Origin of the sequence: Hymenobacter psoromatis (assembly GCF_020012125.1) — a bacterium.
GTDB lineage: Bacteria > Bacteroidota > Bacteroidia > Cytophagales > Hymenobacteraceae > Hymenobacter > Hymenobacter psoromatis.
Map to the genome: position 1 here is coordinate 3925454 of NZ_JAIFAG010000001.1, position 17469 is coordinate 3942922.

The 17469-nt window shown below is 59.8% G+C and carries 16 protein-coding genes; 3 read left to right on the forward strand and 13 right to left on the reverse strand.

Features of this window, described 5'->3' with window-relative positions:
• Positions 1-42 precede the first annotated feature (42 nt).
• The 8 genes from LC531_RS16860 to LC531_RS16895 form a co-directional block, all read right to left on the reverse strand.
• Complete coding sequence (locus tag LC531_RS16860; RefSeq protein WP_223652328.1) at positions 43-936, reverse strand: DUF6089 family protein; 894 nt, start codon at positions 934-936, stop codon at positions 43-45.
• A 131-nt stretch (positions 937-1067) separates the two neighbouring features.
• A complete protein-coding gene (locus LC531_RS16865) occupies positions 1068-1967 on the reverse strand; it encodes an NAD kinase (protein WP_223652330.1) in 900 nt (299 codons plus the stop codon).
• 25 nt (positions 1968-1992) lie between these two features.
• Positions 1993-3549 (reverse strand): BamA/TamA family outer membrane protein, encoded by a 1557-nt coding sequence (locus LC531_RS16870; RefSeq protein ID WP_223652332.1) that lies wholly within the window; start codon positions 3547-3549, stop codon positions 1993-1995.
• Positions 3550-3558: 9 nt separating this feature from the next.
• A complete protein-coding gene (locus tag LC531_RS16875) occupies positions 3559-4236 on the reverse strand; it encodes a CBS domain-containing protein (RefSeq protein WP_223652334.1) in 678 nt (225 codons plus the stop codon).
• A 219-nt stretch (positions 4237-4455) separates the two neighbouring features.
• Positions 4456-5232 (reverse strand): alpha/beta fold hydrolase, encoded by a 777-nt coding sequence (locus LC531_RS16880; protein ID WP_223652336.1) that lies wholly within the window; start codon positions 5230-5232, stop codon positions 4456-4458.
• An 84-nt stretch (positions 5233-5316) separates the two neighbouring features.
• Positions 5317-5901, reverse strand: a complete 585-nt coding sequence (locus tag LC531_RS16885; protein WP_223652337.1) for an anthranilate synthase component II — start codon at positions 5899-5901, stop codon at positions 5317-5319.
• 84 nt (positions 5902-5985) lie between these two features.
• Positions 5986-6507: a CvpA family protein gene (locus LC531_RS16890; protein WP_223652339.1), complete on the reverse strand. Its 522-nt coding sequence runs from the start codon at positions 6505-6507 to the stop codon at positions 5986-5988.
• Positions 6508-6596: 89 nt separating this feature from the next.
• On the reverse strand, positions 6597-7061 hold the full coding sequence (locus tag LC531_RS16895) for a GatB/YqeY domain-containing protein (protein WP_223652341.1): 465 nt from the start codon (positions 7059-7061) through the stop codon (positions 6597-6599).
• A gap of 182 nt (positions 7062-7243) precedes the next feature.
• Here LC531_RS16895 and LC531_RS16900 point away from each other — a divergent pair, with 182 nt between their 5' ends.
• Positions 7244-7963 carry a pyridoxine 5'-phosphate synthase gene (locus tag LC531_RS16900; protein ID WP_223652344.1) on the forward strand — a complete coding sequence of 240 codons (720 nt, stop codon included), beginning with the start codon at positions 7244-7246 and terminating at the stop codon, positions 7961-7963.
• A 13-nt stretch (positions 7964-7976) separates the two neighbouring features.
• Here LC531_RS16900 and LC531_RS16905 read toward each other — a convergent pair whose 3' ends face one another.
• Complete coding sequence (locus tag LC531_RS16905; protein WP_223652345.1) at positions 7977-8816, reverse strand: class I SAM-dependent methyltransferase; 840 nt, start codon at positions 8814-8816, stop codon at positions 7977-7979.
• Between the two features lie 142 nt (positions 8817-8958).
• Here LC531_RS16905 and LC531_RS16910 point away from each other — a divergent pair, with 142 nt between their 5' ends.
• Positions 8959-9984, forward strand: a complete 1026-nt coding sequence (locus LC531_RS16910) for a hypothetical protein (RefSeq protein WP_223652347.1) — start codon at positions 8959-8961, stop codon at positions 9982-9984.
• 90 nt (positions 9985-10074) lie between these two features.
• On the opposite strand, the gene LC531_RS16915 is transcribed toward LC531_RS16910, so the two are convergent.
• From LC531_RS16915 to LC531_RS16930, 4 genes are all read right to left on the reverse strand, one after another.
• Positions 10075-11646, reverse strand: a complete 1572-nt coding sequence (locus LC531_RS16915) for a DHA2 family efflux MFS transporter permease subunit (RefSeq protein WP_223652349.1) — start codon at positions 11644-11646, stop codon at positions 10075-10077.
• A 320-nt stretch (positions 11647-11966) separates the two neighbouring features.
• Positions 11967-13052, reverse strand: coding sequence for an HlyD family secretion protein (locus LC531_RS16920; RefSeq protein ID WP_223652351.1), 1086 nt, complete (start codon positions 13050-13052; stop codon positions 11967-11969).
• 102 nt (positions 13053-13154) lie between these two features.
• Entirely contained in the window at positions 13155-13544 is a 390-nt protein-coding gene (locus LC531_RS16925; protein WP_223652353.1) for a universal stress protein, read from the reverse strand.
• Between the two features lie 114 nt (positions 13545-13658).
• Complete coding sequence (locus LC531_RS16930; RefSeq protein WP_223652355.1) at positions 13659-15029, reverse strand: TolC family protein; 1371 nt, start codon at positions 15027-15029, stop codon at positions 13659-13661.
• A 225-nt stretch (positions 15030-15254) separates the two neighbouring features.
• Between LC531_RS16930 and LC531_RS16935 the strand changes: the two genes are divergently transcribed.
• Positions 15255-17411, forward strand: a complete 2157-nt coding sequence (locus tag LC531_RS16935; RefSeq protein ID WP_223652357.1) for a sigma-54-dependent Fis family transcriptional regulator — start codon at positions 15255-15257, stop codon at positions 17409-17411.
• Positions 17412-17469 lie beyond the last annotated feature (58 nt).

Below are 17469 nucleotides of genomic sequence, written 5' to 3' on the forward strand. Positions count from 1 at the left end.
GCGGCAAACTGTAAGTAAAACGTCCAGCCAGCCGGCAAAAGCTTAGCGGAACTTAGGGTTCTTAATTTTCGGATTCAGAATATAGTTGAGCGAGAAGCCGGTAACGGTGTACCAGTCCGTCTTGCCCTGCCCACGCTTGGCACCGGGGAGGAAGCCCCCCGCTACCCCAGTCGAGGTATTGGTGATGCCACCCGGCGCGTTACCACCGCCATAACCGCCAAAATATTGTGCAGGAGCCGTTGCGTTAGATAAATTAGCATAATTACCGCTCACATCATCCAGGTAGCCGGTGAAGGTTTTGCGGAAACCAACTTCAAACGACGCATCTAGCTGCCGGTTGATGCGGTAGCGCACGCCGGCCCCGAAGGGAATGGAAAACTGAAATTTGCTGTAATCCTTACCCTCCGTTTTGAGGGACTGCAAATCTACATAGTTTCCGTTCTGGTCCTTGCCCTGTGGGCTGTGGTGGAAGCCCGCTACCCCAACGAATAGGAAAGGAACAAAGTCTGGGCGCTTAAGGTAGTTGTTGCGGTTCTCGATGAGGTCTACTACCATCACGGCGGAAGCTTCATAGATATCGTTGCGGAAGTTCATATTCCGCGTGTAGCGGTAGCGGGCGTTAGCGTCGTCCCGGTTCGCGTTCGTATTGTCATCGGCCGTAATGCGGCCGTAGGCAACGGCGAAACGGCCCGAAACGCGCGGAAAGAAGCGATGTGTGATGTTCACTCCAATATTGGGGCGGGTATCACCGGCGTGAAACGACGCGAAATTGGTCGCTGGGTTCAAGTCACCGAAGTAGTTCATCGCGTTCAGGCTCACTCCGATAGAAGTGTATTGCTTACGCTTACTGAACTGCTGGGCATCCGCTCGTTGCGCCGAACCTAATAGCGCGAGCCCCGCGAGCAGGGCGGTAGAATAGGTGAAAATCTTAGTCATAAGGCGCTGGGTAGAGAATTATCAAGCTGATGGACTGAAAACCTAACGGGACGTGGCTCGCAGTGAATACAAAAGTAAGGGTCAGAGGGAACTAAAAAAATTTATGGGACGCATTTGTCCAATTTCCGGCTCTATTTCAATTGTAGCGTAGTAGCCGGATTGCGGCGGTCGAGGCCCCAATTAAGCTTGTTACGCAGCGTGCTCAAAAAATTGACGTGATTAAGCTTAACGAGGCGGGCGTTGAAGTTCTCGCGGCGGACGGCAATCTGCACGCTGGCCTCGACGGGCATGGAGCGCGAGTCGAGGGCGAGCAGATAGTTGGTGGCCCGGCCTTCTATCTCGAATGAAATGATACTTTGGTCAGATACGATGAGCGGGCGAACGTTCAAATTGTGGGGGCATACGGGAGCAATGATAAAATTGTTGGTTTGCGGCAGCATCACCGGGCCGCCGCAGCTCAGCGAGTAGCCCGTTGAGCCGGTGGGCGTTGACACCACGAGCCCATCGGCCCAGTAAGAATTTAAGTACTCGCCATTGATATAGGTATGCACAACAATCATGGAGGAAGTATCGCGCTTCAGAATACTAAATTCGTTCAGCGCGAAATTCAGCTGCCCAAATACGTCGGGGTCGGTATCGAGGCGGAGCAGGCTGCGGTCTTCCAAGGTGAAATGGCCGCGAAACAACGCTTCGATGGCCTGCGGAATATAGTCGGGGTTAATGGGTGCTAGGAAGCCCAGCCGCCCGGTGTTAATGCCAAGAATAGGAATTTGCAAAGCTCCAACGTAGGTAACTGTGTCGAGTAGCGTACCATCGCCGCCGATGCTGAGCACAAATTGTGTGCCGCGCAACGAGTCGCCGCGCCGAAAGGTGTGGGTGCCAGGGGGTAGGCGCAGGCGAGAGGAAATAAATTCGTGAAACGACTCGACCACCAAAATCTCGGTTTGGCGGGCCGCTAGCTCATCAAATAGGCCCTGAATGAAGGGAGTAGCCGCGGGGTCGAAGGGCTTGCCCAAGATGGCAATTTTCATACTAAAAAAGATAATTGCCCGGCGCTTAAATGGGAAAGGTGGAGCGAAAGAAGAAGCCCAGATTGGGATATACGGTGAGGGTACGAATTAATTCCAGGCAAAATACCCGGTCATAATACGTCACAAAATGCACGCCGGCCCCCACGGAGGCTTGCAGCTGGCCCGGCAGCTGGTTACTGGGGCGCGCGGGCAGGCCCACGCCACCGCCGGTAAGGCCCGCATCAGCGAAGGCGTTGAGGTAGATGGCTAGGGGTAGGGTGTTAATTTTGGGGTTGTTGACGAACGGGATGCGCAGCGGGGGCGGGGCCCAGGCGCGCCAGCTCAGGCCCTGCTGCACCACGCCGTAGCTGCGGCCCTCCACAATGTAGAAGTCGTAGCCCCGCACCAAGGCATCGTAGCCCAGCGAACGGGCATCGACTTCGGCCAGACGGGCGGCGAAAAGCCGGGTTTGGGCGGCCAGGCCCAGGGCGTAGTAAAACTGGTGCCCCAGGCTGAGGTAGCGTGAATAGCGTCCGCGCAGCGTGGCGTAGGCGGGTGAGCGGTCGGGGCTGCCCACAAACTGCCGAAACGTAAGCCCCCCCGACATAAACTGCCCCGTGAGGGGGTAGGCGAAGGTATTGCGCTGGTTATTAGTAGTAATGAAACTAGCCTCCAGGTACTGGCGCTGCTGGAAGCCCAGCAAGTAATCAGGGTTGAGGCCCAGGATGAGCGGGCTCACCTGCTCGCGGTGGTACGACACATCGAACGCCGACGACAGCTGCACGGTGTGGCGCAGCCGCAGCCCGCCCGTGAGGTAAAAGCGCTGGATGGGAAAAGCATCTTCTTCCGCGCTGGGTAAGCTCAGACGGCGGTCGCCAATGATGTTATAGTCCAGGTTGCGGCTTTGGTAGTACGAGATGCCCAGCCCCAGCCCTACCCGGCGGCGGCGGCCAAAGCCCGGCGCTTCATAAAATAGCTCGTACTTACGATTGAAGCCCAGCTGAATATTGGCCGTGAGCTGCTCGGCCCGGCCCCGGAAGTTGGTATCTACCAGGTGCAAGCCGTAATCGATGCGGTGCCAGCGGTCGGGGCGGGTGCGCCACACGTTGAAGTCTTCGCTCAACGACAGGATGGGGGTAGGCAGAATGTACCAGCGCTCCTGCACGCTGAAGAGCACCGTGAGCTGGCCCGTGCCGCCGCAGCTGGCCTGCGCCAGCACCGCGTGAAAAAGCTGAAGATTAAACAGGCGGCGGCGATTAACTTCGAGACGGGCCGGCAGGTCGGCCACCGTCAACGAGTCACCTTCATGGAAGTTCAGCTCGGCGCGCAGGGTGCGCTCGCGGGTGCGGTTGTTGCCCACGAACAGAATGGCTACTATGCGCACCCGCCGCATGGGGCACGCGCCCACCCGCACCAGCGTATCGGTGGGAGCCACCACGGGAGCAAGCGGCGGCGGATGGCGCTCCTGGCTCAGCTCGCGCAGGCTATCGGGCGGAGGGGAGGGTAGGGGCGTTTGGGCCACCGCCGGGTGCAGGCCCAGCAGCAGCCAACCTAAGAATACGTTTACTAAGCCTAAAAAATAAACCGGGCCGCGGTGCTTCACCCCGTAAAGCTACACGTTGAGGTAGCGCAACAGCCCATCGAAGCGCTCCTGCTCGCCCTCCTCGGCTGGGGCCTCGCCACTGAACTGCGCCGATACTACGTAGCCAAACCGCTCCAGCGTAGCCGTGATGCGGGCCAAATTATCGGTATTGAGGCGCAGGGTGAGGCGGATGCGGTAGGGGTCGTGCTCATCGGCGCTTACGTGGGCCGAGAGAATCTTGGCGTTGTTTTCCTCCACGTAGCGGCTGATTTGCGAGAGCGAATAGTCGCGCTCCGCCATCGTCAGCACCAGGATACTACCCTGCCCGGCCACGCCCGGCACCGGCCCGAAGGCCGCCAGCGCGTCGCTCACCGTCACGACCCCAGCGTACTCGTGGCGCTCGTCGAGCACGGGCACGAGCTGGATTTTTTGCTCAATAGCCAGTTCCATCACCCGAAAAAAATGCTGGTCGTGCTGCACGTGCGCATCGGCGTAGCCCAGGGGCAGCTCGGCCAGCTGGGTATCGGGGTTTTCGTAGTCGGCCAGGTCGTGCTCCGTGATGAGGCCGCGGTAGTGGCGGCCGGCCAGCACTGGCAGCTGGCCCACGTGAAATTCCTCGAGCCAACGCGCGGCTTTGGCCGTGGTGTCGGTGCTCTTGAGGGGCGGAATCATCTGGTTGAGCAGGTCTTCGGCGAGGAGAGCGGGCATAACGGCACAATCTAAAAGGCAGGCAACGAACAACTTGCCGGCCGGCCACGGGGCCGGCATCAGCGAAACTTACGCAACACGGGTGTTTTTATTCTGAATAATACGGCGAATACTTACGGCTTACCCAGCTTCCGCTCCCCCGGCAGGGGTAGGACTCCCAACGCCCCGGAAAGGTTGCCAACGTGACGCAAAAACCACGCCGGACCCTACCCCCTGCCATTAAGCCATAGCACTCGCCGCTGGCCCGCGCAGAAACCGGCTCAGGTCGCGGTTGAATGCGGCGGGGCGCTCCATCATGGGCGCGTGGCCGCAGTGGTCCAGAAAGCGCAGCTCGGCGTGCGGCAGCAATCGGGCAAAGTCGTGGGCCACCGGCGGGGGCGTAATCGTGTCGTTCAGGCCCCACACCAGCAGCACGGGCACCCGGATGCGGTGCAGCTCGCCGGCCAGGTTGTGGTGCTGCGCCGAGCGGGCAATACTAATCATGCGCAGGCACTTGGCATTGGAGTTGGTGACGGCAAACACCTCATCCACCAGCTCCTGGGTAGCGATGGCGGGGTCGTAAAACGTGTAGCCTACCCGCTCGCGCACAAAATCGTAATTGCCCCGCTTCGGAAACGAGCCGCCCATGCCGTCCTCAAATAACCCGCTGCTGCCCGTGAGCACCAGCCGGCTCACGCGCTCGGGGTGGTTCAACGTATAAACCAATGCGATGTGGCCGCCCAGCGAGTTGCCAAGCAGCGTGAGCATGGGCGGTAGGGCCAGCGCCTCCACGAAGCGCTCGACGTAGGCGGCCAGCCCCGGCACGGTGGCTTGCAGCAGTGGCGCGTCGTACACGGGCAGCACCGGAATAATCACCCGGTGGTCGGGCGCGAACTCGGCCACTACTTTCTCCCAGTTGCTGAGCGCGCCAAACAGCCCGTGCAGCAGCAGCAGCACCGGGCCCCGGCCCTCGTCCACGTACTCAAATCCGTGCTGCTGCTGGCGGCGAAGCTCCATAACTTTTTGGGTCTCTAGTTTTCAGTTTAAATCGTCTGGCATTGCCGCGCTTCGCTCGTAATGCCAGACGGCTTAATCTAGTAACTAGGCAATGTTACAACAGCGTAGCCAATTGGCGAGCCAGCGCAGGCCGTGGGTGGTGAGCAGGGCTTCGGGGTGAAACTGCACGCCGTAGAGCGGCAGCGTGGCGTGGCGCAGGGCCATTAGCTCGCGGTGCGCATCGGCCGACACGGCCAGCGGCCATAGCACGGCGGGCAACGTACTGGCATCCAGCACCAGCGAGTGGTAGCGCGTCACGGCCTGGCGGCGGGGTAGGCCGGCCAGCCAGGAGTCCGTACCCAGCAGCTCGATATCGGCCACTTTACCATGCATAGGCCGGGCCGCCCGCCGCAGCGTAGCCCCAAAAAACTCACCCAGCGCCTGCTGGCCCAGGCACACGCCCAGCATAGGCAGGCGCTGGTGATACTCCGCAATGACGGCCAGCAGCTGCCCGGCCGCGGCCGGCGTGCCGGGCCCCGGCGACAGCACGATGCCCGCAAACTCCAGCGCCCGCAGCTCGGCCAGGGGCACGTCGTTGCGGCGCACCAGCACCTCAGCCCCCAACTGACGCAGGTAGTCGGCCAGCGTATAGGTAAAGGAATCGAAGCTATCGAGGAGGAGAATTTTCATGTAACAGTTCGTTAAGCTTGCGCAAAATTGTTCGCTATTGCGAGCCAGCCCAACGACCTGTTGCATGTTAATTGCTAACTGACATCACATGGCCGCTTTCAGCCTGGTCATTAATCCTTTGGCGAAAGGCAGCACGTAGCTGACTAGGTGCAGGGCCAGGGGGGTAGCCTTCTGCACCCAGGGTAGCACTACAGAGCCGGCGGTGAGGCGCGGCGCCAGCAGCGGCACGCCAGCCAGCGCGGTGCCGTAGAGCAGCAGGCTCAGGCCCAGCAGCCACTTGAGGCCGCCGGCCGCCGCGCCCAGCAGGTTGTCGAGCACGCCGAGGGGGGTAAGGTGCACGGCTTTCTTCACCAAGCTGCCCAGCAGGTACACGCCCCACATGATAGCGGCCAGCACCAGCAAAAACGCCACCAGCGGCAGCAGCCCAAACAGCTCGCCCAAGTACGAGCGCACTATTGGCACGGCCGCGCTCAGCAAGCTCAGCCCGCCCACCACGCCCAGCACGAAGGCCAGCAGCGACACCACTTCTAGTACCAGCCCGCGCCGGTAACCCCGCACCGTGCCCACGGCCAGGGGTAGGAGCAGCAAGAGGTCGAGCGCGGTCATTAGTGGTTGAAGGAAAAGGTATGGGGTAAGCTGTAGCTTGCCGCGTGGCTGCCGCCTACTATCCGGCAAGCCAAAGCTTACCCGACACGCTAAAAATCAGTATTATTGAGCAGCAGGCTTACGGCATCGGAGATGCGCTTGCCATCGGCCTTACCGCTCAACTCGCGGGCGGCTACCCCCATCACCTTGCCCAGGTCCGACGGGCCTCTGGCCCCGGTGCGCTGAATGATGCCGACGAGCTTTTCGACCAATTCGCCTTCGGTAAGCTGCTGGGGCAAAAACTCTTCGATGACAGCCAGTTCGGCCAGCTCAGTTTCCTCGAGGTCAGAGCGAAACTGCTCCTTGTAGGTAGCGGCCGAATCGCGGCGCTGCTTGGCAGCCTTGATGAGCAGCTTCTGCTCTTGGTCGGCGCTGAGGCCGGTGGCGCTGGCTCCTTCGGCGGTTTCGGCCAGCAAAATCTGCGACTTGATGCTGCGCAGGGCGGTTAGGCGCACTTTGTCTTTGGCCAGCATGGCTTGCTTGATGCCGGCGTCGATGGTTTCTTTGAGAGGCATAGGAAAAGAGAGAAGAAAAGGATTAGACCAACTGCGCTAAACCCGACCGCCAGCCGGGTAGTTGTACACCCGAAAAGTTGTTGCGACGGGCCAGCAACTGCCCGGCAAAGGTACCCCGTGCGGCCAGCCCGCCCGTGCGGCCCCCAAAATCCGTGAAATCCGCCTAAAATCCGTTTGAATCTGTGGTCAAGCTAAGCGTCAACATCAACAAAATCGCTACCCTACGCAATGCCCGCGGCCTGCACGCCCGGCCCGATTTGCTGCAAGCCGCCCGCTACATCGAGCGCTTTGGGGCTGAGGGCATCACGGTGCACCCGCGCCCCGACGAGCGCCACATTCGCTACGATGATGTGCGCAATCTGAAGAGCGTTGTTACGACTGAGCTGAACGTGGAGGGCAACCCTACCCCCGATTTTGTGGCCCTGTGCCGCGAAGTGCGCCCTGAGCAGGTGACGCTGGTGCCCGATGCGCCCGACGCTATCACTTCCAATGCCGGATGGGACGTGGTGAGCCACCAAGGCTTTCTGCGCGACGTGGTGGCCGAATTGCAGAGCTACGGCGCCCGCGTCAGCATCTTTCTCGACCCCAACCCGGCGCTGATTGATGCTGCCGCCCGCACTGGCACTGACCGCATCGAGCTCTACACAGAGGCCTACGCCCGCTACTACCCCACCGACCGCACCGCGGCCGTGCTGCCCTACCGCGACACCGCCCGCGCCGCCGTAGCCGCCGGCCTGGGCCTGAACGCCGGCCACGATTTAGACCTCGAAAACCTCGCCTACTTTGCTCAGGAATTACCCGGCTTGCAGGAAGTTAGTATCGGCCACGCGCTGGTAGCCGATGCGCTGTATTTAGGCCTAGAAAATACCGTGCAGCTATATAAGCGGCAGCTTAGGTTTTGAGCCGTCAGCTTTTCTAGCTCGATACCAAGACCTCAAACTGCCTAGGGTCGGCCAGCGGGTCGGCGGGCTGCGTAGGTAGGGGTAAGGGTGAATACAGGGCGCAGAGCGTGTTGCCGACCTGCACTAGCTGGCCGAGCAAAGTGGGCGGCAGGCCGTCGAGGAGCCCGGCCAGCACTTCCCAGCGCGGCTGGCCGGGCTGGCGGCTGGCATCGTGCCACACCACAGTGGTGGCGGGGCCTGCCAAGTGCGCAAACACGCGGGCCGTATCACGGCGCACGGCCTCGTAGCGGTGGTCGCCGTCAATGAAAATGAGGTCGAACGGCCCGGCGTCGGCTCGGAGCGCGGCCAGGTCGAAGGTAGCGGAGTTGCCGTGCAGATGCGTCACGTTGGGCAGCGGGCGCGAAAAGTGACCATGCAAGCTGATGTAGCGCTCAGACAAGTGCAGAGCGCGCATCTCGGCGGCGCTCAGGTTGAGGGTATGCACGGCGGCGGCTTCGGCGGCCACGTTGGCCGCGCTTTCGCCGCGCCAGGTGCCAATTTCGAAGTAGCGGCAGCCGGGAGTTTGCCGGGCCAAGGCCCGCAAGAGTAATAAATCGGTGGGTAGCGAGCCACCATCGCCGAAGGCAAACGGCGCGACGGTGCGGCTGGCGGCCGGCGCGCTAGCCGGCACGAAGTGCGCGAACGGCACCAGCGGCAGGCCGGCCCCGCCCAGGCCGGGCCAGCGGGCGGCGTGGGCCAGGGCGCGGGCGCGCCAGGCGGGCACGTCGGCGGCCAGCACTTCGGTGAGCAGGGCGGGCGTGCGGGCCAGCGCGGCCAGCGCGCGCAGGGCAGTAATGAGGCGGTTGCGGGGCACTAAGGGGGTAGGGCTAAAGAAACGCAAGATATTGCCCGAACCACGGCGCACCGACCTGCTAAAGGTGATGCTTGGGTGTGGGGCACCCCTTGCCTGCCGTTACCTGCACCGTAACTTGCGCATTCATTTTTTTCTTCTGCTAGTGCGTTTACGTTTTTATTCGGCTTGGCGCGGGGCGCTGGGCCTCGGGCTACTGGCCAGCCTGGGCCTTGCGGCCTGCAACCGGTCGGGCCAAGGAGAATCTACTGGCAGCCAGGCTGATACTCTTACTGCCAACAAGCCTACCCCCGTTGATACCGTGAAGCTCAAGCGCCTAGCGTTGCAGCGCGACTCGCTGCGGGCCGACAGCATCGCTCGTAAAACGGGGCAGTTGCCGGGAGCCATTCTGCCGGGGCACCGCATCGTAGCGTTCTATGGCAACATTCGCTCGAAGGGCATGGGTATTCTGGGCCGCGAGCCCAAGGCTCAGATGTTTCGCAAGTTTGATAAAGTAATCGCTGAGTGGCAGGCCGCCGACCCCTCACTACCCGTGATGCCGGCTATTCACAGCGTCACCATCACGGCGCAGGGCGCGGCGGGTTCCGATGGCAAATACCGCCTCATGAACTCTAAAAGCACGATTGAGGAAACCCGCAGCTGGGCCAGAGAGCATAATGCCCTGCTGTTTATGGACGTGCAGGTAGGCCTCAGCGACCTGGAGCACGAGCTACCCAAGCTGGCCGAGTATATGAAGGACCCGACCATTCACCTTGGCATTGACCCCGAGTTTGCGATGGCAACCAAAAAGGCGCGCCCCGGCAAGAAAATCGGCACCTACGATGCCAAGGACGTGAACTACGCCATCAATTTTCTGGCCCGCATCGTGAGCGAGAATCACCTGCCGCCCAAGATTCTGATGGTCCACCGCTTCACCCAAGGGATGCTCACCAACTACAAAAATATCAAGCTCGACCCGCGCGTGCAGGTCGTGATGGACATGGACGGCTGGGGTGACCCTACCCTCAAAAAGGACTCCTATAAAGCCTACGTGGAGAAGCAGCCCGTACAGTACACCGGCTTCAAGCTCTTCTATGAGTACGACATCAAGCCCAAAGGCTCGCACCTAATGACCCCCAAAGAGGTGCTGTCTGAGCTAAACCCCAAGCCGCTCTACATTCAGTATCAGTAGGACAGTAAATGAGTAGGTGAGTAAAGTGGGGGTAGGCTTTATTTGCGCCTTACCCCTACTTTACTCACCTACTCATTTACTTTCTTACCGCTAGTGGGCGGCGTTCATGTCCACTTTGCCGGCAATTTTAGTGCGTTTCACAAAGAGGATGAGCGGTACGCATATCAGGAAGAAGATACCTAGCGCGTTGAAAATCTGCGAGTAGGTAATCAGCGATACCTGCTTCATGAGGGTGCCTTCGAGAGCCGCGTAGGCTTGCTGCCGGGCCTGCTCGGCGGGGAAGCCCTGGGCCATGAAGTTCTGCGTGAAGGCTTGGATGCGCTGCACGGTCTGCGTGTTATAGAGCGAGATGTTGGGCAGCAGCGCCACGCGGTTGTAGTCAATGCTACGTTCCAGATAAGTGCCCACGATGGCTACTCCAAACGAGCCGCCGAGCTGGCGAATCATGCCGGTGAGGCCGGCGGCCTGGCCGGCATCCTTGCCCTGCAAGCCCGCCAGGCTCATAATCGTGATGGGCAGGAAGATGAGACCCAGCCCAACACCACGCACGATGAGCGGCCAGAAGAAGTCGCCTTCGCCAGCCGTGGGCGAAATGCGCGCGCCCATCCAAAAGGTGAAGAAGAAGAAGATAATAAAGCCCATCGGCAACAATATTTTAATGGGCACGCCCGCGCCTACCAGCCGCCCGATAACCGGCATCATGAAGCCGGCCATCAGCGCGCCCGGCAGCAAAATCAGGCCCGTTTGCTCGGCCGTGAAGCCCAGAATGCGCTGGGTGAAAATCGGGAACACAAACACTGAAGCGAAGAGCCCGAAGCCTAGCACAAAGGAAAGAAACGCGCCTACCGCTAGGTTGCGGCTTTTGGTAATGACGCGCAAATCCACAATAGGCTGGCTCGCCGTCAGTTCGCGGATAACGAACCCGATAATGCCAACAACCGACAGCGTGGTGAATAGAACAATGATTTTGTCGTCAAACCAGTCGTTGGTTTCGCCCTGCTCCAGCACGTATTGCAGCGAGCCCACGCCCATTATTAGCAGGCCGATGCCCGTCCAGTCAATCTGGCCCAACGGCCGCTTCACGGCATTTTTGATGCGTTCAGGGTCGCGAATGAACAGGATGGTGAAGATGGCCGCCATAATACCTACCGGCACGTTGACGTAGAAAATCCAGGGCCAGTCGTAGTTATCCACAATGAAGCCGCCCAGCGTAGGGCCGATGGTGGGCCCGATAATTACGCCCATGCCAAACAGCGCCTGCCCCAGCGCCAGCTGCCGCGGCGGAAAGGTATCTATCAGAATAGACTGTGAGGTAGCCATCAGGGCTCCGCCCCCAACGCCCTGAATAAAGCGGAACGCGACCAGTTCCCAGAGGTTGGTGCTTTGCCCGCAGGCCATTGAGGAGAGGGTGAAGAGGATGACCGAAAACAGGAAGTAGTTCTTGCGCCCGAACTGCTCGCCCAAAAAGCCGGTCATCGGAATCACAATCACGTTGGCAATGGCATAACTAGCCACTACCCAGCTCACTTCTTGCTGCGTGGCCGAGAGGTTGCCCATCATCTGGGTCAGGGCTACGTTCACAATGCTGGTATCAATCAGCTCCAGCAAACAGCACAGGACCACCGTGACAACGATAATCCATTTTCTAAATCCGGTTTCCATCGGTGATTTAGTGAAATAGTGATTTAGTGAAGTAGTTTAACAGTGCGCCTGCAGGATGAAAGCGCGCCGCGAAACCAGTTTAATAAGTAGGTCGCGAAAATTATCTTGCATTAATAAAAGAACGTCATGCTGAGCTTGCTGAAGCATCTCATTCGCAGCACTAAATCAATCGTTTAACGATGCGAGCGAGATGCACCGGCAAGCTCAGCATGACGTTTCAATAAGTTAAACTAATTCCTGGTAGGCAGTAATATTGAAACAATAAATTGGTAACTGAGCAAAACGGTGATCTAGCAGGTTAGTGCTAAATCACCGTTTTGCTATTTCACCGAAACGATGGCGTTGACGCTCATGCCGGTGCGCAGGGGATGCTCGGGGTCTTCCTTATTTAGCACGATTTTGACGGGCACGCGCTGAGTCACCTTCACAAAATTACCAGTCGAATTGTCAGGGGGTAGGAGCGCGAAGCGCGCACCGGTTGCCGCCGACAGCGACTCGATGTGACCCTCAAAATCCTCGTTGGGGTAGGCGTCTATTTCCAGCTTGGCCGTCTGGCCCACCTTCATGTTTTCGAGCTGAGTTTCCTTGAAGTTGGCGATAACCCAGGTTTTGCCGCTACTCACCAGGCCCATTAATTGCTGGCCGGGCGATACTACCTGGCCGGGCTGCACGTTTTTCTTGCTCACGTAGCCGTTGGCTGGGGCCAGCAGGGTCGTGTAGCTGAGCTGGAGATTGGTGTTGTCGAGGTCAGACTGGCGCTGCTTTACCACGGCTTGGGCCACTACTATCTGCTGCTGAGCGGCGGTTACCTGCTCGCGAGCCACCGTTACCATGTCGTTGGCGGTGCTGCGCTGGGCGTTAGTAGCGCTCAAGTTAGCCTGCACGGCGTCGTAATCGCTCTGCGGAATGATGTCATCCTTGCGCAGCTTCACGCTGCGGGCCAGGTCCTGCCGGAGCTTGACGCGGTTGGCCTCGCTCACGCCGATGGTGGTTTGGGCAGTGCGCACGTTGGCCTGAGCCGTGCCTACCTGAGCGCGGGCGGCCGTTACCTGGGCCTGGGCAGCTAGCAGGGCGGCATGGGCAGCATTGACGCGCTGCTGGTAGTCCGACTTATCGATGGTGACGAGCGTATCGCCCTTTTTCACCGTCTGGTTGTCCGTCACGAACACCTTCAGCACCGGGCCCGACACGCGGGGTATTATTGGGTACACATCGCCCTCTACCTGGGCATCGTCGGTGCTTTCGTGAACTTTGGCAAATTCGTAGCGGCGGAAGCCATAGAAAGCGGCGGCTAGCAGCACCAGGGCTATTATGATAAGTACCAGCGGGTTGCGCTTCTTAGCGGGTTCGAGCGGCTCGGCCACGGCGGTCGGAGGGGCGTCTTGGAGAGTGGAGTCAGTAGCCATTTTTTTAAAAGCTGATAGCTTTTGGTAAAGAGAAATAAAAGACGAATTGTTGGAGAAATACCTACAAAGCGAAAAGCTTACACTTATCAGCTTATTAAAAAGCTATTCGCGCACGAGCAGCGTGGGGCAGGGCGCGGTCCGCACGACCACTTCGGCCGTGTTACCCATTAGGAAGCGGCTGAGGCCAGTCTGGCCGTGGGCTCCAATCACGATGATATCGGCGTGCTGGCGGCGGGCTTCGGCAATGATGGCCGGCCCGGCCTCACCGTGCAGTGTGTGCACGAACACCCGGCTGGCTCCGGCCGCCTCGGCGGCGGCGCGGTGCGCATACAACTCAGCCTCCACGCCGGCCAGGGCCGGGGTGGCCGGCTCCTGCACGTAGAGCAGGCGCAGCTCGGCTCCGGTGCCCACGGCCAGCGCCGCGGCATACGCTACCAGCGCTCCCGAAGCGGCCGAAAAATCCAGCGGACACAAGATGGTCGAGAGGGTCATTATAGTAACTGAGTAGGTGCGTAAATGAGTAAGTTTAAAAGCGAGAATACGACGAGCAAAGCGGCATTTTTAAATCAGCGCACCTTACTCAGTTACTCACCTACTCAGTTACTATCATTGCCAAATCTGCTCGCCGGTGGCGCGGCGCAACTGATACTGGCCCAAAGTGTAGTTGTAGATAGCCTGGGCGCGGGCCAGGCGGGCCAGGGAAAGTTGGGTTTCCGCATCGAGCACGTCCAGGTTCTGGCCTACGCCATAGCGGTAGCGGCCCTCGGCGCGGGTGAGGGCGTCGGTGGCCTGGGCTACCTGCTGCTCGGCATTGTCGTAGCGGGCCTGGCTGAACTGCATGTTATTAACGGCTTGGCGAACATCGGACCGAATCTGTTCCTGCGTGTCGGCCGTGCGGGCCTGGGCGGCGCGGTAGTTGGCGGCGGCCTCCACGCGCTGCTTGCGGTTGCGGTTACCGTCGTAGATGGGCACCGACAACTGAGCCTGCGCCAAGGTATTGAACCGAATGTCATTTATCGTCCCGGTAGGCAGAATATAGCCGTTCTTACCCCCCACCTGCGCGCCCACGCCCAAGCTAGGCATGTTGCTGCGAGTAATGAGCTTGGCTTGCAGTTCGGCAGTATTTTCAGCATCCTTGCTGAGCTTCACCTCGGGCCTGTTTTCGGCGGCTTTAGCCAGCTCGGCGGTTAGGTCTACGGGTTGCGGCTCATAGGTGAGGCGACCTTTTACCGGTACGTCGGTCTGTTGCGGCTTGTGTAGCAGCCGCGCCAGCTGCACCTGCTGGTTGAGGAGCTGGTTTTGTAGGTCGAGCTTGGTACTCTGGGCTTGAGTGATACGCACGTCAGTAGTCGTCACATCGAACTTCGTGCTGACGCCCGCCTCTACCCGCTTCTCCATCTCGTTGCGGTGCACTTGCAGCGAAGCTATCTGCTGGTCCTGCACCTGAATGCTGGCCCGCATAAAGAGAATATTATAATACGTCTGCGCTGCATTAAACGCCAGGTCGCGGCGCGCCACAATAACGTTGTCCTGGGCCGTCTGCACCTGCGAGCGCGACAAGTCAGTACTGGCACCGCGCTTGCCGAAATCCAGCAGCTCATACTGCGCCGTGATGTGAGCATCAAAGAGGTTGCTGGGTGCAAATCTTAGTTCCGGCCCGCCTCCAAGGGCTAGGTGCGACACCGGCGTGAGGTTCGTATAAGCTGCCGAGCCCGTAATCAGGGGTAGGAAGCCAGCCTGCGTCTGGGTCAGGCGACTGGAAGCGGCGTTAGCCAGCTCGGTAAGGTTAGCCACGCCCGGATTAGCGTCGAGCACCGCTTGCACTGTGCCACCGAGGCTAAGCGAATCGCTAAGCAACCCAATGGGCTGGTTGGCAGCGGGTAAGCCGGGCTGAGCCTGGGCCAGCGCGGGCCGGGCCAGCAAGCTGCCCGCAAGCGTCAGCCCCGCGAAGCTAGCCAGTTGATATCTAGAGAACATAAGCCAAGTGGCGTAGGAGTGTGCCGCCTGCTTACCGAAAGTTGTGCCAGTAGGTTATAGTGGAGTTTACTATTTATAACTCCTTCATTCACGGTTTTTTATAAATTAATACCACTTCTCGTTTCCAAAAAACCAAAGTTTAAAAAACAGGGTTTCCTGATATAACAGGAATACCTGAAACATTATGGCTACTTTCGGGTCTCATGCAACATAAGCCTACCCTCCATGCCTACTTCCGGCCAAGACGAAACTCTACTCCTACACCTCAATGAGGCCATCGCTACGTTGCGCGACAAAGAGGTGCTGTTCCAGGTTATCACCAATAAACTCCGGCTCATTTTTCCCTTCGACTTAATCGGCATTAATGTTTTTGATAAAGGCCTGCTTAACAGACGCTTGTTCTTTAAAAATTACTTAATCACTATTCCCGAGCCGATTCCTGATTTCACCGCGGATTTCACGCCCATTGCTGGCTCACCCATTGAGCAGCTACTCGTCAATCCGCGAGTGCAATATATCACCCTAGATGAGTATGCCCGTGATTATCCTGATTTTGAAGCGCTTAATCAACTGCGCCAGCAGGGTATTCAATACCTGACGCTGGCCCCGCTCTGGCTCAACGGGCACCTCACGGGCTACCTGATGCTGGCCGCCGCCCGTCCACCTGCTTTCACCCCGGCCGATGAAACACTGCTGGAAAAAATAGCCTCGCTGGTCGCCATTGCCGTCCGCAACTCGCTTGATTTTGAGGAGATTGCCCGGCGCGAACAGCAGCGCACGCTTCAGCTTAATATTACGAATGCCCTTCTCAGTATTAAGCAGCGCGAGCCGCTGTTCCGGGCCATTGCCGAGGAGCTAGGGCAGGTAGTAACCTTCTATTACTTTGGTATTCGGGTGCAGCGAGCCGGGGCGCGAGGCACCTACGAGAGTTTCGCGGAGTTTACCCGGCCTCACGAAGACCTGCGCGCCCCGCTGCTGGCCCTCGACCCTAACCGCTTCAATAACAACAACAACGAACTAGCGCAGCTCTACAACCAGGTAGCGGACCTGCTGCAAACGCCCGGTCTGTACGCGGGCGACGACTTTCGGGCACTGGCCACGCGCTACCCGGCCATGCGCTACATCTACGAAACGCACCAGGTGCGGGCCCTGCTCATCGTGCCCATCTGGCAGCGGCCCGATGGGGCGGCGGTACTCATGCTGGCCTCGCCCACGCCGGCCGGCTTCGGCCCCAACGACCTAGGTACCGTGCAGGCGCTAGTGCCGCAGATTACGCTAGCCCTCGAAAACCTGTTTGCCTTCGAGCAGATAGAGGAGCTAAAGGCGCAGGTAGAGCAGGAGCGCACCTATTTAATTGATGAAATCAACACCGACCGGCCCACCGACGGTCTTATCGGCAACAGCCCGGCCTTACAGCTGCTGCGGCAGCGTATCGCGCAGGTAGCTGGCACCGATGCCACGGTGCTTATCACCGGCGAAACCGGTACTGGCAAAGAGGTAGTAGCGCGAGCTCTGCACCAGGCGTCGCCCCGCCACAGCCGGGCGCTGGTCAAACTCAATTGCGCCGCCCTACCTGCGCAGCTGATTGAGAGCGAACTATTTGGGCACGAAAAGGGCGCGTTTACCGGGGCCGTGGAACGGCGCATCGGCAAGTTTGAGCTGGCCGATGGCGGCACTATTTTCCTGGATGAGGTGGGTGAGCTACCCCTCGACCTGCAAGCCAAGCTGCTGCGCGTGCTGCAAGAAAAGGAGTTTGAGCGCCTGGGCGGCAACCGCGTGCTCACCACCGATGCCCGCGTGCTGGCCGCCACCAACCGCGTGCTCGAAGACGAGGTGCGCGCCGGCCGCTTCCGCGCCGACCTCTACTACCGCCTCAACGTGTTTCCGATGCATTTGGCCCCGCTGCGCGAGCGGCCCGAGGATATTGCGCCCTTGGTGCAGCACTACCTGGCTACTCTTAGCAAGCGGCTGGCGCGGCCGCCGCGCCCCATTCGCCCCGCCGACCTGGCCGCCCTGCACGCCTACCCCTGGCCCGGCAACATCCGCGAGCTGGAGCACGTGCTGGAGCAGGCCATCATCGTGAGCCAGGGTGCATGGCTGGAATTCGGCGGCTTTGCGGCGGGCCCGCCGCTGCTGGCCCTACCCCCCGGCCCCACCCCAGCGCTGGCCGAGGTGGCCTCTACCCCCCCCACCCCGGCCGATGGGGTGCCCCTCAAAACGCTGCGCGAGCAGGAGCGCGACCATATTCTGGCCGCGCTACGCCACACCGGCGGCCGCGTAAGCGGCGCGCAGGGTGCGGCCACCATCCTGGATATTAACCCTAAAACCCTGGAGGCTCGCATGAAGAAGCTCGGCATCCGGCGCACGGTGGTAGCGGGGTAGGGCGGCGGGAAGCGGCCAAGCGAATGCAACTTTTTTAGCCGTTGGAGCCTTATTTTTG